Origin of the sequence: Isoptericola sp. NPDC019571, assembly GCF_044389385.1 — a bacterium.
In the GTDB taxonomy this organism is placed as follows: domain Bacteria; phylum Actinomycetota; class Actinomycetes; order Actinomycetales; family Cellulomonadaceae; genus Isoptericola; species Isoptericola nanjingensis.
In genome coordinates, this window is sequence record NZ_JBIRXZ010000009.1 from 1 (window position 1) to 21,503 (window position 21,503).

The window sequence follows — 21,503 nt, forward strand, 5'->3', positions numbered from 1 at the left end:
GGCCCCGCGCGCGGCGCCGGCGCCGCCGCCCGCCCCCGCCCGGGGGGCCGCGGGGGGGGGGGGGGGTGGGCCCCGCGGGCCCCGGGCCCCCCCGCCCCCCCCCCCCCGCTCACAACGCGTCTAGGCTGAGACGGCATCCCTGACCGTCCCGAGGAGGACCCATGCCGAGCAGCGCCCGCGTCGCCGTCGTCACCGGAGCCAGCAGCGGGATCGGCGCCGCCAGCGCGCGCGCCCTCGCGGCGGCGGGCTTCCACGTGGTCCTCGGCGCCCGCCGCATGGACCGCCTCGAGCAGGTGGCCGCCGAGACCGGCGGCACCGCGCTGCCCCTCGACGTCACGGACGACGCGTCCGTCGCAGCGTTCGCCACGGCCGTCGAGGAGAAGCTCGGGCGCTGCGACCTGCTCGTCAACAACGCCGGCGGCGCGCTCGGGACGGAGTCCGTGGCGGACGCCGACCTCGCCGACTGGCAGCGCATGTACGACATCAACGTGCTCGGCACCGTCCGCGTCACCAAGGCGCTGCTGCCGAGCCTGATCGCCAGCGGCGACGGCCAGGTCATCACCATCGGCTCCATCGCGGGCCGCGAGCCCTACAAGGGCGGCGCCGGCTACAACGCCGCGAAGCACGCCGAGGCCGCGCTCACCCGGGTGCTGCGCCTCGAGCTGCTCGGCCAGCCGGTGCGGGTCAGCGAGATCGACCCGGGCATGGTGCACACCGACTTCTCGCTGGTCCGGTTCAAGGGCGACCAGGAGAAGGCCGACGCCGTCTACGCCGGCGTCGAGCCGCTCACGGCCGAGGACGTCGCCGAGACGGTGGCGTGGATCGCCACCCGCCCGGCCCACGTCAACGTCGACCAGGTGCTGCTCATGCCGCGCGACCAGGCGGCGGCGCAGGTGGTCCACCGCCGAGAGGTCTGACGCCTCGGCCGCAGCTCCTCACTCGTCCGATCCGCCGCGGGCGTGCCCGCCGTCGCCGACCACCTTGAGGCCGATGGCGCAGCCGATGATGCCGACGAGGAACAGGGCCTTGAGGAGCGACGCCGTCTCGGCGCCCGTCACCATCGCCCAGGCGACGGTGAGCGCGGCGCCGACGCCGGTCCAGATGGCGTAGGCCGTGCCGATGGGGATGTGCTTCGCGGCGTAGCCCAGGCCGAGCATGCTCAGCGACAGTGCGACGACGAAGACGATCGTGTCGGCCGGCACCGTGAAGCCGCGGCTGGCGTGCAGGGCTGTGGCCCAGACCGCCTCGAGGACGGCGCTGGCCAGCAGCACCACCCAGGCCACGGTCGTCACGTTCTTCCTCGCGTCCACGTTCTCGGCGCTCATGTCAGCTCACCACCTTGAGTCCCACGACCGACCCGACCAGGCCGACCAGCAGCAGCGCCCGCGCGACGGTCAGCCGCTCGTCGCCGCGGACGATGGCGACCAGCACGGTGAGGACCGCGCCGATGCCCACCCACACCGCGTAGGCCGTGCCCACCTCGATGGTGAGCATCGCGTGCGCGAGGCCCCACATGCTCAGGGCCAGGCCGACGACGAACAGCACGGTCGGCACCGGTCGCTTGAAGCCGCGCGACGCGGCCAGCGCGGTCGCCCACACGGCCTCCATCACGCCGGCGGCGATGAGGATCAGCCAGTCCACGGCTCTCACTTCCCCTCGTTCGGGATCTGCTGGGAGTTTGTCGCACGATCGTGCGAAGACAGTTCTAGCACACTTCGCACGACTGTGCGAACATGGGCGCGTGCCCCAGAAGCTCGACCGTGACGAACGCCGCCGCCAGGTGTCCGAGGCCGCGTGGCGCGTCCTCGTGCGCGACGGCCTCGAGGCCCTGTCCGTGCGCAACGTGGCCGCGGAGGCCGGCCTGCCGCAGAGCTCGCTGCGCTACACGTTCCCCACCGTGGCCAGCGTGCGCGAGCGCGCCGTGGCGCTCGTCCTGGAACGGCTGCAGGAGCGCGTCGCCGCCGTCGACGTCGACGGCGCGAGCTGGTCGCGGGAGGTGCTCGCCCAGCTCCTGCCGCTGGACGCCGAGCGGCGCACCGAGATGGAGGTGTACCTCGCGCTCGGCACCGCGGCCATGACCGACCCCGCCCTGCGCGACGGCCACCGCGCGTCGCAGGACGCCATCCGCGACGTGTGCGCCCGCGCGCTGGCCGCCCTGATTGGGCGCGCGCCGTCCGGCGTCGAGGTGCGCGAGCTGCACGCGCTCGTCGACGGCCTCGCGCTGCACGTCGTGCGGCAGGACCCCGACGCCGACGCCGGATGGGCGCTGGACGTGCTCGACACGCACCTGGAGCGCGTCGCGGGCTGACGGGCTCAGCGGACCGGGCCCACCAGCGCGTCGCCCACCTCCGAGCGCAGGTACAGCACGGACCGGCCGGAGCGGGCGGAGGTCAGCAGGCCGGCGTCGCGCAGCACGCGCAGGTGCTGGTTGACGGCGCTGGTCGTGACGTCGAGGCGGCGGGCGAGCTCGGTGGACGACGCCGGCTGCTCCAGGGCCGTGAGGAGCCCGGCCCGCGCGCGGCCCAGGACCGCGACGAGGGCGTCGCCCGCCACATGTCGCTCGGCCTGCCACAGCGTGCCCGTACCGCGCGCGCCGTACATGATCATGGGCGGCTCCTCCGGCGAGATCGGGGCCGACGCCGCGCGGGTGAACAGGGTGGGCACGAGCGTGAGCCCCGCGCCGGTGGTGGAGCGGCGGAACTCCCCGCTGAGCGTCCCGAGGCGGACGCTCACCACGCCGTCGGCGAACGAGACCCGCGGGGAGAGGTCGGCGAACATCGCGCCCGCGCCCCGCGCCGAGATCACGGTGCCGCGGTGCACGACGTCGGCCTGCAGCACGGCGCGCATCCGCGGCCAGACGGGCGCGAAGCAGGCGTCCCAGTAGCCGGTGAGCGCGTCGAGCATCCGGCGTCGTACGCGGGGGAGCGGGCCGCGCAGCGGGGCGGGCAGGCCGCCCGGGTGCACCGCGGCGAGGTCGTGCACCACCACCGTGTCGTCGACGGCGGCCACGCCGGCGAGCTCGTCGTCGAGCCGGGTGAGCGGGCTGCCCGGGCGCGGCGTGAGGAAGTCCGGCGTCCACATCACCTCGTTGGTCAGCGCGAGCAGCATCTCCCCGTCGAGGGTCGGCCGGGCCTCCTGCACGCGACGCAGCCACGGCAGGTGCACGGGGAAGCGGCCGGGGTCGCGCCACGCGCGCAGCGACAGCACCAGCTCGTTCAGCGGGGAGACAGCGAAGCGGACGTCGGCGAGGTCCATGCCGGCCAGCTCGTAGTGCATCCACCCCATCAGCGGCTCCGTCCCATCGTGTGAGCATAGATGTAGTGCAGCGCTACATCCGTTCCGGGTGCGGACCCACGGGTCCCTACTGGTGCCGTGATCCAGACCCTCCTGCCGCGGGACCCCGTGGCGCGCGCACTCACCGTCTCGACCATGGCCTTCGCCGCGTCGACGGGGATCTTCTACACCGTCTCCGTCCTGTACTTCACGCGCGTGGTCGGGCTGCCCGCGACCACCGTCGGGCTCGGCCTCGGCATCGCCGGCGGCGCGGGCGTGCTCGGGTCCTACCTCGCCGGGCGCTGGTCGGACCGGCGCGGCGCGCACCGCGTGCAGGTGTGGGGCCTGCTCGCGCAGGCGGTGGCGCTGGCGGCGTACTCGTTCACCTCCGACGCGGTGAGCTTCACCGCCGTCGCCGTCGTCGTCAGCGCGGGACGCGGCGTGCAGTCCACCGCCCGGCAGGCTCTGCTGGCCCGGTGGTTCACCGGTCCCGAGCGCGTCGACGTCCGCGCCCGGCTGCGCGTCGTGACCAACGTCCTCATCGGGCTCGGCACGCTGGCCGCCGCCGTCGCCCTGCTGGTGGACACCGCGGCCGCGTACCGCACCGCGATGGTCGCGACGGCGGTGCTGCTGCTCGGCGCCGTCGTGCCGCTGGTCCGCCTGCCGCGCCGGGTGCCCGAGCTGGCCGCGCGGATGCTCGCCGACGCGCCCGTCGCCGACACCCCGGCCGCCGCCGCGGCCGACGACGCCGCGCACCGGGCCGCGCCCGGGGTGCACCCGCTGCGCGACCGCACGTACGTCGCCAGCGTCGTGCTCAACGCCGTCGTGGCCATGCAGTTCGGCGTCATGACCGTGGGCGTGCCGCTGTGGGTCGCGACCACCGACGCGCCGACCGCCGTCGTGTCCGCGCTGCTGGTAGTCAACACGGCGCTGGTGGCCCTGCTCCAGGTGCGCGCGTCCCGCGGCACGCACGAGGTGCGGGCGGCCGGCCGGGCCGTGCGCCGCGGCACGCTCCTGCTGGCCGGCGCCTGCGTGCTGTACGCCGCGGCCGGGCACGGCAGCCTCGTCGCCGCGACCGCGCTGCTGCTGCTCGCCGCCGTCGCGCACTCGCTCGGCGAGGTGCTGTCCGAGGCCGGTGGGTGGGGCATGGCGTTCGAGCTCGCCGACCCGCGCCGCGCCGGCGCCTACCAGGGCCTGTCGCAGACCGGCTACGCGCTCGCCGGGATGGTCGCGCCGGTCGTCGTCACCGCGCTGCCCATCCGGTCCGGCACGCCCGGCTGGCTCGCGCTGGGCGCGATCTTCGTCGCCGCCGGCGTCGGCGCGGCGTCGGTGGCGCGGCGGGCGGCGGACGTCCGGCCGGTGGACGACGTCGTCTCCGCCGCCGTCTGACGCTCGGGGCGGCAGCTTGCGCTCACGGCGGCAGTTCGAACTGCCGCGGCGGGCCCGAACTGCCGCCGTGACGCCTCCTCGGACGGCACCCGGCGCGCCCTTCGGCCCGGTTCGTCCGAGAATGCGGGTGTGACGGACGAGGGCACGACGACGCGCGAGTGGTTCGTCGGGACGCACGGCGCGCCGTCGGAGACGGCGGACGACGACCACCCGGCGCGCTGGCTGCACGTCACGGACAAGGCGTCGTTCCTTGCCGCGGCGGAGGAGATCGATCCCGCGCTGCGGGAGCGGCTGGCGCAGGTGCACGTCGTCGCGCGGGACGTGCCGAAGCGGCCGGCGGCCGCCGTGCGCTGGCTCGACGACGACTGGGTGGCGGTGCTGACCCCGACGGTCTGGTTCACGGAGGACGACCGGCAGGTGCACACCGGTGAGCTGGGAGTGCTCGCCGGCCCGGACGCGGTGCTCACGTTCGAGGCGGGCGAGGCCGGGGTGCACGACCACGCGCTGGACCGCTTGCGCGGCCCGGGCCCGGCGCACGGGTCGGGGGCGCAGCGGGTGACGCTCGCCGTCGTGCTGGGCCTGGTGGGCGTGGCGTCGGAGGTGGAGGTGGCGCTCGGGGACGCCGTCGCGGACACCGAGCGCGTCGTCTTCGACCGCACCATGGCGGACCCGGTGCAGCGCCTCTACGACCTCAAGCGGGAGATCACGGAGGCGCGGCGCGCGCTGCTGCCGGTGTCCGCGGAGCTGCCCGAGCTCACCTCCGACGAGCGCCGCGTCGTCGCCGACCGGCGCACGCTGGAGCGGGTGGCGTCGACGGTCGAGCGCATCGACCGGCACCTCGACGCCCACGACGACCTGCTCTCCGACATGCTCCAGGTGCACCTGTCGCAGGTGTCGGTGCGGCAGAACGAGGACATGCGCAAGATCTCGGCGTGGGCGGCGATCCTCGTGTACCCCACGGTGATCGCGGGGATCTACGGCATGAACTTCAGCCACATGCCCGAGCTGCACTGGCTGCTCGGCTACCCGTTCGCGCTGCTCCTCATGGCGGTCGGCTGCGTGGTGCTCTACCGCGTCTTCCGCCGGGTGGGCTGGCTCTGACCCCGGAGCGACGCTCCGCTACCCTGGCGCCCTCGAAGCGCCCGACGGAGGGACGGTCCCGTGCAGCTGCTCGTGGTCGAGGACGACGACCATGTCGCCGGCGCGCTCGTGTCCGTGCTCGGACGGCACGGCCACGAGGTGGTCCGCGCGCGCGACGGCGCGTCCGCGCTGCGGGAGCTGAGCCCCCGCACCGACATGGTGCTGCTCGACCTGTCCCTGCCCGACATCGACGGGTTCGAGGTCTGCCGCCGCATCCGCCGCGTCTCGGACACCCCGATCATCATGGTCACCGCGCGCACCCGCCTCGACGCGCGCATCCGCGGCCTCGAGCTCGGCGCCGACGACTACGTGACCAAGCCGTACGACGTCCGCGAGGTGCTCGCGCGCATCGACGCCGTCATGCGGCGCGGCCGCGGCCGCGAGTGGGACGGTGCCCGCGCGGAGGCATCCGACGCGCGCGTCCGCGTCCGCGGGCTGGTGGTGGACCTCGCGCGGCGCGAGGTGCGTCGCACCGGCGACCTGGTGGGCAGCACGGTGGGCACCGTCGTCGAGCTGACCCGCAAGGAGTACGACCTGCTCGCGCTGCTGGTGCGCCAGCAGGGCTCGGTGCTCACGCGTGAGCGGATCCTGCGCGACGTGTGGGGCTCCAGCTGGAAGGGCCTGGGCCGCACGCTCGAGGTGCACGTCGCGTCGCTGCGCCGCAAGCTCGGCGTGCCCGACGTCGTGGAGACGGTGCGCGGCGTGGGCTACCGGGTGGCGGCGCCCGACGGCGGCGGGCCCACGGTCGCGGGGGCGTAGACGTCGATGCGGACCCGCCTGGCGATCATCCTGTTCGTGCCCTGCGTGCTGGTGCTGGCGCTGCTCGGCACCGCGTACGCGGGCAACGTCGCGCGGGCGAACCAGCAGGGGGTCTACCTGGACCGGCTCGCGGACGCGGGCTACCTGGTCATCACCGCCCGGCAGTCGCTGGCCGCGGACGACCCGGCGATCGTCGAGGGCGACCTCGACCGCTACCGCGAGGCGTACGGGGTCGCTGCCGCCGTCGTCGACCAGTCGGGCGTCACGTGGGCCACGAACGGGCTCGACCCGCAGGAGGTGGACGAGCGGCAGGCGGCGCTCGCGGGCCGCCGCGGGGAGGCGGACCTCAGCTCGCTGCCGTGGAAGGCCGACCGGGTGGTGGTGGCCGAGCCCGTGTACGACGGCGGCGACCTGGTGGGCGCCGTCGTCACCGTGTCCGACGCGGACGAGGTCTCCCGCAGCATCTGGTCGAGCTGGGGCATCCTCGTCGCCGCGGGGCTGGCCATGTGCGTGCTGGCCGTCGTCATCGCGCACCGCACCGCGGGCTGGGTGCTGCGGCCGGTGCGCGCCGTCGACACCGCGATGGGCGAGATCGGCCGCGGGCGGCTCGACGCCCGCATCCCGCCGTCCACGGGCCCGCCCGAGCTGCGCGAGGTCATCACCCGGTTCAACGCGATGGCCGGCCAGGTGGAGCACTCCATGCACCGGCAGCAGGAGTTCGTCTCGAACGCGTCGCACGAGCTGCGCAACCCGCTCAACGCGCTCATGCTCCGCGTCGAGGACCTCGCCCTGTCGACGCCGCCCGAGCACGCCACGGAGGTGGCGCACGTGCGCGCGGAGGCGGTCCGCATGGCGCACATCCTCGACGCCCTGCTGCTCCTGGCCGACGACGCGAACCTGGCCGCGGGCGCGCACCCGCTGGACGTCGCCGGGCTCGTCGCGCGGCGCGTGGAGAGCTGGCGGCTGGTCGCGGTCGGGCGCGAGCTGACGTTCGCCGACCCGGGCGACGGCGCGTGGGCCGAGCTGAACCCGATCGTGCTCGAGTGCGCGTTCGACGCCGTCCTGGACAACGCGGTGAAGTTCTCGCCCGACGGCGGCCGCGTCGACGTCTCGGTGACGGCCCCCGCCGTCCCGGGCGGCGCCGTCGAGGTGGTGGTGCGCGACCACGGCGCGGGCGTCCCGCCCGAGGAGCTGGACCGCCTCGCGGAGCGGTTCTGGCGCTCGCCGGGCCACAGCACCGTGCGCGGCTCCGGGCTGGGCCTCGCCATCGCGTCGGAGCTGCTCGCCACGGGCGGCGGCGGGCTGCGCCTGGGCCTGCCGGACGGCGGCGGCCTCGAGGTGCGGCTGCGCGTGCCCGCGCTGGCGACGGTCGACGGCGCGCCCCTCGACCCCGCGGCGGAGGTGACGCCGTGAGGGCCGGGTCGACCGCGGGCCGGTCGCGGGCGGCTCGCCTCGCGACGCTGCTGGTCACGGCGCTGGTGGCGCTGCCGTTGCTCACCGCGTGCGTGGGCGACGACGGCGCCGGCGACCCGTGGGACGGGCAGCGCCCCGACGCGCTCACCGTGGCGACCGGCGGCTCCACCGGCATCTACCACGCGTACGGGACGGCGCTGGCGCAGGTGCTCGAGGACCGCTACGACGTGCCGGTCGTGGTCGACGAGTCCGGGGGGTCGGTGGAGAACCTCGACAGCCTCGACGCCGGCACGGCGCAGGTGGCGTTCAGCGCCGCCGACGCCGCGCGGGACGCCGTCGCGGGCGAGGGCGAGTTCGACGAGCCGCTCGAGGTGCGCGCCCTGGCCCGCGTGTACGACGACTTCCTCCACCTCGTCGTGCCGGCGGGCTCCCGGGTCCGCACCATCGACGACCTTCGGGGCAGGCGCGTCTCGCTCGGCGCGCCGCAGTCCGGCACGGCCCTCATCGCCCACCGGCTGCTCATGGCGGCCGACGTGCCCGCCGAGGACCTCACCGACGTGAGCCTCGGCCTCGACGGCTCGATCGAGGCGCTGCGCGCGGGCGAGATCGACGCGTTCTTCTGGTCCGGCGGGCTGCGCACCCCGGGCCTGACGGCGCTCGCCGACGACGTCCCGGTGCGCCTCGTGCCCCTGGGCGACCTGGTCGAGGACGTGCGGTCCCGGTACGGCAGCGGCTACCGGCACGGCATCGTGCCCGAGGGCATGTACGGGTCGTCGCGGGCGGTCGAGACGCTCGCGGTGCCGAACTTCCTCATGGTGCGCGCCGACATGCCGGACGCCGAGGCTCGCACCCTGGTGTCCACCCTGTTCGACGCGAGGGGTCAGATCGCGGAGCAGGTGCCGTCGGCGGCGAACCTCGACCGGGTGCGGGCGATCTTCACCGACCCGGTCGAGCTGCACCCCGGCGCGCTGCGGTACTACCGCGTCACGAAGGACTGACGGTCCCGCGGCGGCGCTACCAGGCCGCGGCGGCCGGCACGGCGGAGACGAGCCGCAGGCGGTGTCCCACGCCGCCGCGCCACGGTGCGGACGGCGCCAGGGTCGTCGGGTACCCGGTGGGGTTGCGCTGGTGCCAGCGCCACAGGTCGAGGCAGATGTCCTCGATGCCGCGGGTGGCGCTCCAGCCGAGCTCGGCCTCGGCGCGGGCGGGGTCGGCGTACGACACGGCGACGTCGCCCTCCCGGCGGGCGGCGACGCGGTACGGCACGGTGCGGCCGGTCGCGGTCTCGAACGCGCGGACCAGCTGGAGGACGCTGGTGGGGCGGCCGCTGCCGAGGTTCCAGGTGGACAGCTGCTCCTCGGCGTCGCCGAGGGCCGCCAGGGCCGCGACGTGCCCGGCCGCCAGGTCGTCCACGTGCACGTAGTCGCGCATGGCCGTGCCGTCGGGGGTCGGGTGGTCGACCCCGTGCACCTCGAGGCCGTCGCGCAGCCCGGCGGCGGCCTCCGCGACGGCGGTGAGCAGGCCCGCGGACGCCCCCGTCCGGTCGGGCCCGAGGGATCCCGAGGGGTGCGCGCCCGCCGCCGAGAAGTGCCGCACGACGCCCACCCGCAGGGCGGGGCCGGCGTCGGCGGCGACGTCGCGCAGGATCTGCTCGTTCATCGCGTGGCTGCGGCCCACCGGGCCGGTGGGGGCGAGCGGCGCGTCCTCGGCGTGCGGCAGGTCGCGACCCTCGCCGTACACGGCCGCCGACGACGACACGACGAGGCGGTCGACGCCGTACCAGGCCATGCAGCGCAGCAGCGTGAAGGTGGTGCCGAGGTTGGTTTCGTAGCTGTCCAGCGGGCGGACGCCGCGGGCGCTGGGGCTCTTGATGCCCGCGAGGTGCAGCACGGCGTCGAAGCCCTCGGTGTCGAAGAGCCGCTCGAGGGCGTCGATGTCCGCCCCGTCGAAGACGTGCACCGGCACGGGCCGGCCCGCCAGGACCTCCACCCGCTCCAGCGCCGCCGGGGCGCCACGGGAGAAGTCGTCCACCACGACGACGTCGTGCCCGGCCTCGAGCAGCCGGAGCACCGTGTGCGACCCGACGTACCCGGCGCCTCCGGTGACCAGGACGCGCATGGGGGTTCCTCGCTTCACAGCTCGCGGCGGTTGATGTCGCGTCGTCATCTTGGTGGCCGGGACCGGGCGCCCGCAGGCGATTTGAGGAAGGTCAGAGGGTGCGAACCGTCGCTCGACCGTCAGAGGACCGGCACCTGCGCGAGCTCCTGCGTGCACCGGGTGAGCGCCACGTAGAGCCCGTTCCAGCCCCGCGGCTCGGCCGCGATGCCGTCCGGGTCGACCACGACGGCGGCGTCCCACTCGAGGCCCTTGGCGCCCGTCGCGGAGAGTGCGGGCACGCCGTCCGGCAGCACCTCGCGGAGCGCGGCCAGCCGGGAGGCGGGGGCGACGACGCCGACCGTGCCGCCCTCGTAGCGGCCGGTCATCCCGGCGACGGCGTCGACGACGACGCCCGGCCACGTGCGCTCGTCGGCGTCGGCCCACCAGGGCGCGACCGGCGCGGACCGGACGGCGCGGGGCGGGGCGTTGCGGCTGCCGGCCCGCCGCAGCACGGGGACGGTGAGCTCCATGACCTCGCGCGGCGTGCGGTAGCAGATGGTGAGGTCGGCCCGCCGCCACCGGTCGCCGAGGGCGTCGCCCACGGCCTCGCCCCAGTCGGTCTGGCGGTGCGCGGACGACGCCTGGTCGATGTCGCCGACGGCGGTGACGGACCGGGTGGGGCAGCGGCGCACCACCATGTGCCACTGCATGCCGGACAGCTCCTGCGCCTCGTCCACCACCACGTGCCCGTACGTCCAGTCCCGGCGGGCGGCGGCCCGCGCGGCGACGAAGACGTCGTGGTCGTCGCCGTCGGACCCGTCGTCGAGCGCGGCGCCGGCAGCCTCGCGAGGGTCGCCGAGCAGGTCGGCGAGGGCGTCGAGGAGCGGGACGTCGCTGCTCGCCCAGCCGTCCGCGCCACCCGCAGGTTCGGCGACGACGCGCGCGACCTCCGCGGCCGTGAGGTCGGGGGCGTGCACGGCCAGGAGCTCCCGGTCGTGCAGCAGGCGGGCGAGCTCGGCGGCCGGGTCGCGCCGCGGCCACCACGCCTCGAGCGTCGCGGCGACGCCGCGGTCGGCGGCGACCCGCGCGTGCAGCGCCTCGAGGTCGGACTCGGACAGCACGCCGTCGACGTCGGAGCCCGTCGCGCCGGTGTGCACGGCCCGGTCGTCGGCGGCGGCCAGCCGGGCGTCGAGCTGGCCCAGCACGTCCTCGAAGCCCTCCTCGGCGCGGGCGAGCAGCTCGGCCTGGCGGTCCGCGACGGCGTCGACCAGGAGGTCGTGCACGCGCTCGGTCACCCGGTCGCGGGCCCGGTGGTAGGAGCCGGCGCCCACCGCGCCGCGGCGCGCGGCGGCCACCTGGGCCGCGGGCAGCACGTACTCCTCGCCGTCGAGCGCGAGGGCGAGCGGGCCGTCGTCCGGCTCGAGCGACGCGACGAACCGGCGCAGGGTCGGCAGCCACGACGACCGGCCCTTGAGCTCCGCGACGTCGCGCCCCTCGGTGCGCGCGGGCCGCACGCCCGGCACGAGCGTGTCGCAGGTGGCGGAGACGACCGCCGTCTCCCCGAGCGCCGGCAGCACCTGGGCGATGTAGTCGAGGAAGCGTGTCGACGGGCCCAGCACGAGCACGCCGCGCTCCGCCAGGTGCGGCTGCGCGAAGAGGAGGTAGGCGACGCGGTGCAGCGCGACGACCGTCTTGCCGGTCCCCGGGCCGCCCTGCACCACCAGCGGGGTGCGGGCGTCCGCACGCACGACGTCGTCCTGCTCCCGCTGCAGGGTGGCGACGGCGGTGCCCATCCGGCCGGTGCGCCGCTCGTCCAGCGCGGCGAGCAGCGCCCCCTCGCCGACGAGGCCCGAGTCGTCGAGCCCGCCGTCGAGCGGCTCGTCGTCGACGCCGACGACCTCCGGCCCGCGGGTGCGCACGTGCCGCCGGCGGCGCACGCCCTGCGCGTCGACCGGTGTCGCCGTGTAGAACGGGCGGGCGACGGCGGCGCGCCAGTCCACGACCAACGGCTCGTCGTCCTCGGTGGCGCCGGGCAGCCCGACGCGGCCGAGCCGGCGCACCGAACCGTCGTCGCCGTCGAGCCGGCCGAAGACCAGGCCGTGGTCCGCCGCCCGCAGCTCCGCGCGCCGGCTCCGCAGCCGCGCGATCCGCGCGCGGGCCGCGGCGTCCTCGGGGCGCGCTGTGGCGAGGGTGCGCTCCAGGTCGTCGAGCACCGCGGCGCGTCGTGACCACGCGGCGTCGAGGGCGGCCTGCTCCTCGTCGATCGCGCCGGCGACGACCGCGCTGGTGACGACGTCGTCGGCGGTGCCGGAGGTCGTGTCGGAGGAGGTGGCGGCGGTGTGCGGGGTGGCGGGCTGGGGCACGAGACCTCTTTCGTACGGCGTACGGGGCCCTGCCCCAACGCGCCGCCCGTCGCGATTGTTCCCGGCCCGCCCGCCCACTCATGCCGGTTCGGCGACGCCGCGGGGTGGCGGCGTCAGTAGACGTACGGCCAGCCGGCGTCGTCGTAGCCGAGCAGGTTGATGCCGAGGAACGACGCGCCCGAGCCGGCGTAGTAGTGGTACATCAGCACGTCGGCGTCGACGTCGGAGAACACGGTCTGATGCCCCGGGCCGTGGATCGACCCGTGCCCGGCGAGCACCTGCGTGCCGCCGCCCTGGGTCAGGGGGACGCCGGCGCGGTCGACGTACAGGCCGGTGACCGACGTCGAGCGCCCGACCATGACGCGGTAGGTGGAGTCGGCGCCCTGGCAGCACGCGTCGAACGACACGTAGAGGTAGTAGTAGTCCCCGCGGCGGTGGATCGTGGGTGCCTCGATCGCGCCGCCCCCACGACCGGCGACCGAGTGGAACGCGGTGCCCGAGCGCAGGCCCGACTGCGGGTCGAGGCGGATCATCTTGATGCCCGACCAGAACGAGCCGAAGCTCAGCCACCACCGGCCGTCGGCGTCGACGACGAGTGCGGGGTCGATGGCGTTGAAGTCGTCGGAGGTGCTCGACTCCACGACCGTGCCGCGGTGCGTCCAGGTGCCCGGGTCGCCGGTCGGGCTGGTGGCCAGGAAGATCGCGGACCGGTTCACGCCGAACGACGACGCCGAGTACCAGAGGTAGTACCGGCCGTTCGTGTACGCGATCTCCGGCGCCCACAGGTGGGTGCTGCCGCCGGTGTACGTGTCGGCCCAGGGCGCGCCGTCCGGGAACGCGGCGCCGACCTCGGTCCAGCGCGTGCGGTCGGTGGACCAGGGTCGCGGAATACCGGCGTGGGGTATATGGTTGCCGGCAGCGGGGATACCCCAGGGGGGTATAAACCGAGATCGCGAACCCGTCCGTCCGAGGTAAGGATCGAGCTGTGGACCACTCCTCTCACGACCAGCACACGGGGCACCGGCGCCCCGACGCCGCGCGCGTCCTGGAGAACGACCACCACGCGCGCGAGGGTCACGACGCGCACACCGGTCACGACGCGCACGCCGGTCATGACGCGCACGCCGGTCACGACATGCACGCGGGCCATGACATGTCGGGCCATGACATGCCGGGTCACGGCGGCCACAGCGGTCACGGCGACCACGTCGGTCAGTTCCGCCGCCTGTTCTGGATCATGCTGGCGCTGGCGGTGCCGACCGTCGCGCTGTCGCCGATGTTCGCGATGGTGCTCGGTTACGAGCTCCTCGACGCAGCGTGGGTCGACTGGGTCTCGCCGGTCCTCGGCACGGTGATCTACGTGTGGGGCGGCCGGCCGTTCCTCACGGGGGCGGTGTCGGAGCTCAAGGCCCGCAAGCCCGGGATGATGCTGCTCATCGGCCTGGCGATCACGGTCGCGTTCGTCGCGTCGCTGGGCGCCAGCCTCGGCGTGCTCGACCACCAGCTCGACTTCTGGTGGGAGCTCGCGCTGCTGGTCGTCATCATGCTGCTGGGCCACTGGATCGAGATGCGGTCCCTGGCGCAGACCACCTCCGCGCTCGACTCGCTGGCGGCGCTGCTGCCGGACGAGGCGGAGCGCGTGGAGGGCGAGCAGGTCGTCACGGTCCCGCCGGCGTCCCTGCGCGTGGGCGACGTCGTCCTCGTCCGGCCCGGCGCCAGCGTCCCCGCCGACGGCCGTGTGGTCGACGGCCGCGCGGAGATGGACGAGTCGATGGTCACCGGCGAGTCGCGCACGGTGGGCCGCACGGTGGGCGACGCCGTCACCGCCGGCACGGTCGCGACCGACTCCGGCCTGCGCGTCGAGGTCACCGCGACCGGCGACGACACCGCGCTCGCCGGCATCCAGCGCCTGGTCGCCGAGGCGCAGGCCTCGTCGTCGCGGGCCCAGCGGCTCGCCGACCGCGCGGCGGGGTGGCTCTTCTGGTTCGCGCTCGGCGCCGCCGTCGTCACCGCGATCGCCTGGACGGCGTCCGGGCTGCCGGACGACGCCGTGATCCGCACCATCACGGTGCTGGTCATCGCCTGCCCCCACGCGCTGGGCCTGGCCATCCCGCTGGTCGTCTCCATCGCCACCGAGCGAGCCGCCCGCGGCGGCGTCCTCATCAAGGACCGCCTGGCGCTCGAGAGCATGCGCACCGTGGACGCCGTCCTCTTCGACAAGACCGGCACCCTCACCAAGGGCGAGCCGACGGTCGCGGAGGTCGCGACGGTGGCGGGGACGAGCTCGGGCCCGGACGAGGACGACGCGGTGCTGGCGCTGGCGGCCGCCGCCGAGGCGGACAGCGAGCACCCGTTGGCCCGGGCGATCGTCCGGGCGGCGGAGGCCCGTGGCCTCGACGTCCCGCGCGCGACGGACTTCTCGTCGTCGCCCGCCGTCGGCGTCGTCGCGACGGTCGACGGGCACGAGGTGCGCGTGGGCGGCCCCCGCCTGCTCGAGGAGCAGCGGGTCGACGAGGTGGCAGAGGCCGAGGCATGGCGGGGCGACGGCGCGATCATCCTGCACGTGCTGCGCGACGGCGCCGTCGTCGGCGGGCTGAAGCTCGCGGACGAGGTGCGGCCGGAGTCCGCCGAGGCGGTCGAGGCGCTGCACCGGCGGGGCGTGCAGGTCGTGATGATCACGGGCGACGCCGAGGCGGTGGCGCGGTCCGTGGCCGACGAGCTCGGCGTCGACCGGTTCTTCGCGGGCGTGCGCCCGGAGGACAAGTCGGCGCGCGTGGCGGGGTTGCAGGCCGAGGGCCACAGGGTCGCGATGGTCGGCGACGGCGTCAACGACGCCCCGGCGCTCGCGCAGGCGGACGTCGGCATCGCGATCGGCGCCGGCACGGACGTCGCGATCGCGTCGGCGGGCGTGATCCTCGCCAGCGACGACCCCCGGTCGGTGCTGTCCGTGATCGAGCTCTCGCGGGCCGGCTACCGCAAGATGACGCAGAACCTCTGGTGGGCGGCGGGCTACAACCTGCTGTCCGTGCCGCTGGCGGCGGGCGTGCTCGCCCCGGTCGGGTTCGTGCTCCCGATGTCCGTCGGCGCACTGCTGATGTCGCTGTCCACCGTGGTGGTGGCGCTCAACGCCCAGCTGCTGCGGCGGCTGGACCTGCGGCCCGACGTCGTGTCCCGCGACGTCCTCGGACGCTGACGGCGGGGCCCTGACACCGGTCCTCCGGTGCGAGATCGGTCGACATCCCGACCGATCTCGCACCGGAGGACCGATGTCGGCTCAGCCGATCTCGAGCCGGACGGCGTCGTAGGCCGCCTCGTTCCACAGGTGCTCGGCGCCGGCGTTGATCTGCAGCGTGATCTCGTTGCCGGCCGGCTTCAGCAGGCCCGCGTCGAAGGCGATCTCGCGGGTGTAGTTCCGCCCGCCGCGCGCGCTGCGGTAGGTGGCCCCCTTCGCGTCCTCGGGCCCGAAGGTCCAGACGAACGGCTCCCCGTTGACCGTGATCGTGAGGTTGCTGTTCTCCGGCGGCACCGGCAGCGCGGAGCCCATGGCCCACGCCGCCAGCGCGATCGTCAGGGTGGCCTGCGCGCCCGCCGCCGGCGCGCGGTCGAGGTCGAACAGGATGCGCCACGGGCTCTCCTGCCGGGTGACGTGCAGCCGGTACGTCGTCGCCCCGCCGTCGCCGTCGCTCACCACGAGCTCGAGGACGGTGCGCTGCGCGTGCAGGGCCACGGCGAGCCCCTCCTCCGGCACGACGTCGCCCCCGATCGTGACCTGCGCGCCGCCCCGGCCCGCGGCCCGGACGACGACGGACTCCTGGTCCCAGGGCAGGTCGACGGCGAAGTCGGAGCGGAACGTGCTGAAGCCGGGCACCAGGTCCGCGCCGTCGACCTCGAGGCCCCCGAGCACGGGGAGGGCGGCGTCCGCCGCGAGGATCTCGACGGCGTTGAGGCGGCCGTCGCCGCCGGCGAGGAGGTCGAGCCGGCCCCCGGTGACGGTCACCGTCGCGGTGTGCACGGCGTACTCGCCCCGGCCGGAGTCGAGGGCCACCGGCTCGCCGCCGCCGAACGAGACCTGGGTCTTGTTGGCCGCGATGTCGTCGCCGGAGAGCACGGTGACCTCGTACTCGCCGTCGGGCAGGTCCACCGCGAAGGTGTAGCCGGACCCGACGACGAAGTCGCGCTGCAGGTCCCCGTCCGACCCGCGGTCGCGGGAGTCGACCGCCCGGTCGAGGCCGAAGCCCGCCCCGGCGGAGTACAGCGTGTTCTGCGCGACCCGCTGGTACCCGGCGGCGACGGGGCTGGACGCGGTGCCGAAGTCGAACAGCCGGACGCCGTCGGCATCCTCGGGGAGCACCGTGCCCTCCGGCGCCTGCACCGGGTACGACCGCTGGTACTGGATGTAGTTCCAGTCCTTCGCCGTGCTCGTGCCGACCGTGTACGTGACGCCGTCGGGGAAGTCGTCGTGGAACGACTCGAACAGGCCGTAGCGCCGGAACTCCCGGCCGTGCCGGAACTCCCGGGAGTCGCGGGTGGGGGTGCCGAGCTGGAACACCGTGCGCCCGTGGCTCGTGGGCTCCCACAGCATGCGGCCCAGCGTGACCTCCTGGCCGGCGCCCACCTCGACGTCGTCGATCACGTACTCGCCCCAGAGGCCGCCGCCGTAGACGGTGAGGCGGTAGGTGCCGGGGCGCACGTGGTCGAGCGTGAACTGCCCTCCCCGACCGAGGTCGGCCCAGTAGTTGTGGCCGAGCACGGAGTCCTGCATGGGCGTCCCGTTGTCCGACAGCACGACGACGGCGCCCTCGAGGTTCGGCGTGCCGGGGACCCGCACCGTGCCGCGCACGCGGGAGCGCTTCGCGGTGGGCGTCCAGCCCTCGATCGCGAGCCGGTCGTAGAACTCGGCGTGCGCCTCGAAGCGCGCCTGGCGGGCGGCGTCGCGGCGCAGGGCGCGCGGGTCGCCGCCCTTGTTGAGGTAGACGAAGTACGGCCCGTACGTCTTCTGCCACGCCTGCCCGGCCGCGACGCGCACCGGCGGCGCGCCGTAGTGGGTGGCCTGCGGCTCCACGAGCAGCACGGGGGTGTCGCCGGTCTGGTGCAGGATCAGGTCCTGGCGCACCGGGCCGCCGCTGAACCCCTCGAGGTTCGGCAGGGCGGCCCACATGCCGTAGCCGCTGCCGTACAGCCCGTGCAGGCTGTGGTCCTTCATGGACACGGCCCAGTCGTACTTCGTGTAGTAGCGGCGGGGGTAGGCGGAGCCGGTGCCCTCGAGGTCGTAGGTCGCGTCCATCACCATCTCGGCGCGCGAGATCTCGCCGCCTGTGGGCATGCGTGCCGCGGCCTCGCGCCACCGGACGGCGTCGGCGTCGTCCTCCACCGAGGCGTGCGTGAAGACGCCGCCCGCCGTGTAGAAGACGTACCGGTGCTGGTCGGTGCGGAAGCCGTGCAGCTCCGCGGGGTGGTCGTAGCTGTACGCGAGGTGGATGCCGGCCTCGTCGGAGCGCACGACGTGGTGCCGCACCAGCCAGCACGGCATGTCGCCGGACGGGCTGTGGTGGTACGCGACGTCGACGAAGTCCTGCTCGACCCGGACGGTGAGGTGGTTGTCCGCCGGCGGGAGCGGAAGCCCCCCGCCCTCGCGGACGGTGTTCATGTCGTAGTTCCCGCGGCCGACCAGGTTCACGCCGTCGTAGACGAGCGAGGTGGTCCGACCATTCGACTTGTCGACGGTGAGGCGGACGAGGCCGTTGTCCACGACGACGTGCGTGTCCGTCTCGACGACCTCAGGCGGTCCCGAGGCGGCGGCGCGTGGGGCTTGCGCCCACGGCAGCAGCGCTGTTGCGGTGATCCCGGCCAGCTTCCCGAACGTGCGCCGCGTCATTGCGGCCGATGTGGTCATGCCACGGGAAATTAGCACGATTCAATCGTCGATTGGAAGGATTCATTAGACGACTGGAGTGTCGAGCTCAGGTCGCGGGCGGGAGGGCGGCGGTCAGGTCCACCTCGACGAGCTGCCCGGGGAATCCCAGCTGGGCCACCCCGAGCAGCGTGCTGGCGCTGGTGAACGCGGGGGCGAGGCGTGATTCCCTGCCTCCACGATCGTGACGTGGTGGTAGCCCGGAGTCACGTGCAGGCCCGCGGGGTCGAGGCGCGTGATCGTCATGACCCGAGTGTCACGGCCTCCGGCGTCGCGGTCGACGGGTTTCGCGCTCCGCCGCGACGGAGGATCACGAGGTTGAGCGCGGCCGCGGCGAGCAGCACGACGGCCGTGGCGACGAAGACGGCGCGCAGGCCGGCCTGCGCGGCGACCAGGCCGCCGAGCACGGGGCCGGCGACCTGCCCCACGTGCTGCGCGGAGACGCCGAGCCCCAGCACCCGGCCGACGGCGTCCGGCGGGGCGAGGTGGCGCACGGCCGCGGTGATCGACGGCAGCAGGCCGCCGAGGCTCAGGCCCAGCAGCACGCGCAGCACGCCGAGCTGCCAGACGTTCGTCACGAGCGCCTGCGCCAGGGCGAGCACGCCCGCCGCCGCGAGGCAGGCGACGACCACGCGCGTGTGCCCGACCCGGTCCGCGAGCCGGCCCACCCGCGGCGCCGCGACGACGCTGCCCACGGCGGTCAGCGCGACGAGGATCCCCGCGACGCCGGCGGCGTGCGAGAGCTGGCCCAGGTCCTCGACGTAGACGGTGACGATCGGCTCGATCGACATCGTCGAGAACAGCAGCAGGCTCGACGTCGCCAGCAGCGCGACGACGGCGCCCGGGCGCTGCACCTGCGACCACACGCCGTGACGGCGGGTGGCGGCCCGGGGCGGACGCGGCCCGGCCGGCGGCTCGCGGAGCAGGAACGTCGTGGCGAGGAACGCCACGAAGATCACGGCCCCGCACACGACGAACGTCGTCCGGATGCCCACCCAGGCGGGCACGAAGCCGCCGACCAGCGGCCCGACGACGTTGCCCGCCAGGATGCCCGACGACAGCACCCCGAGGGCCCACGCGCTGCGGTCCTTCGGCGTCTGCGCTGCCACGAGGATGGTGGCCCCGGAGGAATAGCCGCCGAGCAGGCCCACCAGCAGCCGCATCGCGACGAGCTGCTCGACGCTCTGCACGAACCCGAGCAGCGTCATCGCGACCGCCATGCCCAGGCTGGCGCGCACCAGCATGGACTTGCGGCCGAACCGGTCGCCGAGCGCTCCCCACAGCGGCGCGGTGAGCGCCGCCGTGAGGAACGTGGCCCCGTACGCGACGCCCGACCAGCGCACGACCGCGGCCGGGTCGTCCACGCCGAGCTGCCGCACGTACTCCGGCAGGAACGGCACCAGCAGCGTCATCGCGACGAGCGTGGTGAACGACCCGACCGTGCCGACGGCGAGGTTCCGCCGCCAGTACCGCTGCTCGGGGTCGGCGACGGCGGGGTCCTCGACGTCAGGGCTGGTCATGCCCCAGGTCTACACCCGATGTCCGTTCAGCGGGACTATCTGTCTCGTATGGTGGCTACGCGTTCACGGTGAGACGCACCGTCGCGAACGCCGCGGGCGGCAGCTCCGCGGTGAGGACACCGCCCTCGAGACGCACGCCGTCGAGCGGGCGCGGCGCGACGGCGTCGGGCGCGTCGAAGGTGTTGTGCGCGGCGGGGTCGTCCGCCGCCAGCACCGTGGCGACGGGGTCGCTCACCGCGTGACCGCGCAGGTCGATCCGCACCGTGGCGCCGGCGTCGGGGTCGAGGTTGGTCAGCGACACCAGCACCGCACCGTCCTTCGTCGACGCCGACGCCGAGACCGTCCCCACGGCCGTGCCGTCGACGTCGTGCGTGGCCCGCGGCGACCGCTCGCGCACCGGCAGGCTCGCGGCGTCGTGGTGGCCCGCGCTCATTGCGAAGGCGTGGAACGTCGGCGTCTTGATCATCTTCGCGCCGTCGGTGAGCAGCATCGACTGCAGCACGTTCACCGTCTGCGCGATGTTCGCGAGGCGCAGCCGGCGGGCGTGGTCGTGGAAGACGTCGAAGTGCACCGACGCGACGAGGGCGTCGCGCATCGCGTTCTGCTGGTACAGGAAGCCGGGGTTGGTGTCCTTCTCGACGTTCCACCACGTGCCCCACTCGTCGAGCGCCAGACCGAGCCTGGCCTCGGGGTCGTACGCGTCCATCACGGCGGAGTGCCCGGCGATGATGCGGCGCACGTCGAGCGCCTTGCGCATCGTGGCCCAGTACTCGTCGCGCGTGAACTCGGTGGCGGCGCCCTTGTCCCCCCACGTCCCGGCGAACGTGTAGAAGTGGAACGACACCATCTGCCACAGGTCGCGCGGCTCCGCGTCGCCGAGCTTCGCGACCTGCTGCATGAGCGTCTCGGTCCACGCGTAGTCGTCGTCCGACGCGCCCGCCGCGACCCGCACCAGGCGGTTGCCGCCGTGGTCGCGCGCGTACGTCGCGTGCTGCCGCGCCAGCGAGGCGAACTGGTCCGCGCGCAGGTTGCCGCCGCAGCCCCACGGCTCGTTGCCGATGCCGAAGAACGACACGCCCCACGGCTCGTCGCGGCCGTGCTCGCGGCGCAGACGGGCCATGGGCGAGTCGTCGCCGCGGGTCAGGTACTCGACCCAGTCCGCCGTCTCCTGGACCGTGCCCGAGCCGACGTTCCCCGAGATGTACGGGGCGGTGCCGAGCAGGTCGCACAGCGCCATGAACTCGTGCGTGCCGAAGGAGTTGTCCTCCACGACGTCGCCCCAGTGCGTGTTGACGATCCGGGGACGGTCGGCCGCCGGGCCCACGCCGTCACGCCAGTGGTACGTGTCGGCGAAGCAGCCGCCCGGCCAGCGCAGGTTGGGGATCGCCAGCTCCCGCAGCGCCTCGACGACGTCGGTGCGGATGCCGCCGACGTTCGGGATGTCGGAGTCCTCGCCCACCCAGAAGCCCTCGTAGATGCACCGGCCGAGGTGCTCGGCGAAGTGCCCGTACAGGTGGCGGCTGATCGTGGGGCCGGGGACGTCGAGGTCGACGACGGCGTCGAGGGCGAGGTCGGGCGTGCTCGTGGACAGGTCGGTCACGGGGGAATCCTCCAACGTTGCAGGTGGCGGTCAGACGA

The 21,503-nt window shown here is 74.8% G+C and carries 17 protein-coding genes; 8 read left to right on the forward strand and 9 right to left on the reverse strand.

From position 1 onward, the window contains the following. The first annotated feature begins 161 nt into the window (after positions 1 to 161). On the forward strand, positions 162 to 917 hold the full coding sequence (locus tag ACH443_RS15610; RefSeq protein WP_429763006.1) for an SDR family NAD(P)-dependent oxidoreductase: 756 nt from the start codon (positions 162 to 164) through the stop codon (positions 915 to 917). A gap of 18 nt (positions 918 to 935) precedes the next feature. Here ACH443_RS15610 and ACH443_RS15615 read toward each other — a convergent pair whose 3' ends face one another. Further along, positions 936 to 1,325: a DMT family transporter gene (locus tag ACH443_RS15615; RefSeq protein WP_429763007.1), complete on the reverse strand. Its 390-nt coding sequence runs from the start codon at positions 1,323 to 1,325 to the stop codon at positions 936 to 938. A 1-nt stretch (position 1,326) separates the two neighbouring features. Then, complete coding sequence (locus ACH443_RS15620; RefSeq protein ID WP_429763214.1) at positions 1,327 to 1,641, reverse strand: DMT family transporter; 315 nt, start codon at positions 1,639 to 1,641, stop codon at positions 1,327 to 1,329. Between the two features lie 100 nt (positions 1,642 to 1,741). Between ACH443_RS15620 and ACH443_RS15625 the strand changes: the two genes are divergently transcribed. After that, positions 1,742 to 2,308, forward strand: a complete 567-nt coding sequence (locus ACH443_RS15625) for a TetR/AcrR family transcriptional regulator (RefSeq protein ID WP_430590806.1) — start codon at positions 1,742 to 1,744, stop codon at positions 2,306 to 2,308. 5 nt (positions 2,309 to 2,313) lie between these two features. Here the strand turns inward: ACH443_RS15625 and ACH443_RS15630 are convergent, their stop codons facing one another. Continuing rightward, positions 2,314 to 3,285 (reverse strand): DUF5937 family protein, encoded by a 972-nt coding sequence (locus tag ACH443_RS15630; protein ID WP_430590807.1) that lies wholly within the window; start codon positions 3,283 to 3,285, stop codon positions 2,314 to 2,316. Between the two features lie 87 nt (positions 3,286 to 3,372). Here ACH443_RS15630 and ACH443_RS15635 point away from each other — a divergent pair, with 87 nt between their 5' ends. The 5 genes from ACH443_RS15635 (at position 3,373) to ACH443_RS15655 (ending at position 8,972) form a co-directional block, all read left to right on the forward strand. Further along, complete coding sequence (locus ACH443_RS15635) at positions 3,373 to 4,662, forward strand: MFS transporter (protein WP_430590808.1); 1,290 nt, start codon at positions 3,373 to 3,375, stop codon at positions 4,660 to 4,662. 129 nt (positions 4,663 to 4,791) lie between these two features. Further along, positions 4,792 to 5,763 carry a CorA family divalent cation transporter gene (locus tag ACH443_RS15640; RefSeq protein ID WP_430590809.1) on the forward strand — a complete coding sequence of 324 codons (972 nt, stop codon included), beginning with the start codon at positions 4,792 to 4,794 and terminating at the stop codon, positions 5,761 to 5,763. A gap of 60 nt (positions 5,764 to 5,823) precedes the next feature. After that, positions 5,824 to 6,561, forward strand: coding sequence for a response regulator transcription factor (locus tag ACH443_RS15645; protein ID WP_429763016.1), 738 nt, complete (start codon positions 5,824 to 5,826; stop codon positions 6,559 to 6,561). A 6-nt stretch (positions 6,562 to 6,567) separates the two neighbouring features. Continuing rightward, positions 6,568 to 7,974 (forward strand): ATP-binding protein, encoded by a 1,407-nt coding sequence (locus ACH443_RS15650; protein ID WP_430590810.1) that lies wholly within the window; start codon positions 6,568 to 6,570, stop codon positions 7,972 to 7,974. Next, positions 7,971 to 8,972 carry a TAXI family TRAP transporter solute-binding subunit gene (locus ACH443_RS15655; RefSeq protein ID WP_429763018.1) on the forward strand — a complete coding sequence of 334 codons (1,002 nt, stop codon included), beginning with the start codon at positions 7,971 to 7,973 and terminating at the stop codon, positions 8,970 to 8,972. Before ACH443_RS15650 ends, ACH443_RS15655 begins: the two co-directional genes overlap by 4 nt. 16 nt (positions 8,973 to 8,988) lie before the next feature. Here ACH443_RS15655 and galE read toward each other — a convergent pair whose 3' ends face one another. From galE to ACH443_RS15670, 3 genes are all read right to left on the reverse strand, one after another. Continuing rightward, positions 8,989 to 10,092, reverse strand: coding sequence for a UDP-glucose 4-epimerase GalE (gene galE / locus ACH443_RS15660; protein ID WP_430590811.1), 1,104 nt, complete (start codon positions 10,090 to 10,092; stop codon positions 8,989 to 8,991). A 119-nt stretch (positions 10,093 to 10,211) separates the two neighbouring features. Then, positions 10,212 to 12,434 carry a HelD family protein gene (locus tag ACH443_RS15665; protein ID WP_429763020.1) on the reverse strand — a complete coding sequence of 741 codons (2,223 nt, stop codon included), beginning with the start codon at positions 12,432 to 12,434 and terminating at the stop codon, positions 10,212 to 10,214. Positions 12,435 to 12,547: 113 nt separating this feature from the next. Then, entirely contained in the window at positions 12,548 to 13,375 is an 828-nt protein-coding gene (locus tag ACH443_RS15670; protein WP_430590923.1) for an arabinan endo-1,5-alpha-L-arabinosidase, read from the reverse strand. A gap of 194 nt (positions 13,376 to 13,569) precedes the next feature. Between ACH443_RS15670 and ACH443_RS15675 the strand changes: the two genes are divergently transcribed. Continuing rightward, positions 13,570 to 15,627: a heavy metal translocating P-type ATPase gene (locus ACH443_RS15675; RefSeq protein ID WP_430590924.1), complete on the forward strand. Its 2,058-nt coding sequence runs from the start codon at positions 13,570 to 13,572 to the stop codon at positions 15,625 to 15,627. A gap of 81 nt (positions 15,628 to 15,708) precedes the next feature. Here ACH443_RS15675 and ACH443_RS15680 read toward each other — a convergent pair whose 3' ends face one another. The 3 genes from ACH443_RS15680 to ACH443_RS15690 form a co-directional block, all read right to left on the reverse strand. Further along, the gene (locus ACH443_RS15680; RefSeq protein ID WP_430590812.1) at positions 15,709 to 18,327 is read right to left on the reverse strand and encodes a polysaccharide lyase family protein; all 2,619 of its coding nucleotides are present in this window, start codon (positions 18,325 to 18,327) and stop codon (positions 15,709 to 15,711) included. A 260-nt stretch (positions 18,328 to 18,587) separates the two neighbouring features. Then, entirely contained in the window at positions 18,588 to 19,865 is a 1,278-nt protein-coding gene (locus ACH443_RS15685; RefSeq protein WP_430590813.1) for an MFS transporter, read from the reverse strand. A 55-nt stretch (positions 19,866 to 19,920) separates the two neighbouring features. Continuing rightward, a complete protein-coding gene (locus tag ACH443_RS15690) occupies positions 19,921 to 21,465 on the reverse strand; it encodes an alpha-N-arabinofuranosidase (RefSeq protein WP_430590814.1) in 1,545 nt (514 codons plus the stop codon). Positions 21,466 to 21,503: the final 38 nt, after the last annotated feature.

Coding starts and splice junctions, on each gene's coding strand:
- ACH443_RS15615 (WP_429763007.1), bottom strand. CDS start 1,325: ATGAGCGCCGAGAACGTGGACGCGAGGAAGAACGTGACGACCGTGGCC.
- ACH443_RS15675 (WP_430590924.1), top strand. CDS start 13,570: ATGCACGCGGGCCATGACATGTCGGGCCATGACATGCCGGGTCACGGC.
- ACH443_RS15650 (WP_430590810.1), top strand. CDS start 6,568: ATGCGGACCCGCCTGGCGATCATCCTGTTCGTGCCCTGCGTGCTGGTG.
- ACH443_RS15610 (WP_429763006.1), top strand. CDS start 162: ATGCCGAGCAGCGCCCGCGTCGCCGTCGTCACCGGAGCCAGCAGCGGG.
- galE (WP_430590811.1), bottom strand. CDS start 10,092: ATGCGCGTCCTGGTCACCGGAGGCGCCGGGTACGTCGGGTCGCACACG.
- ACH443_RS15630 (WP_430590807.1), bottom strand. CDS start 3,285: ATGGGGTGGATGCACTACGAGCTGGCCGGCATGGACCTCGCCGACGTC.
- ACH443_RS15680 (WP_430590812.1), bottom strand. CDS start 18,327: ATGACCACATCGGCCGCAATGACGCGGCGCACGTTCGGGAAGCTGGCC.
- ACH443_RS15685 (WP_430590813.1), bottom strand. CDS start 19,865: ATGACCAGCCCTGACGTCGAGGACCCCGCCGTCGCCGACCCCGAGCAG.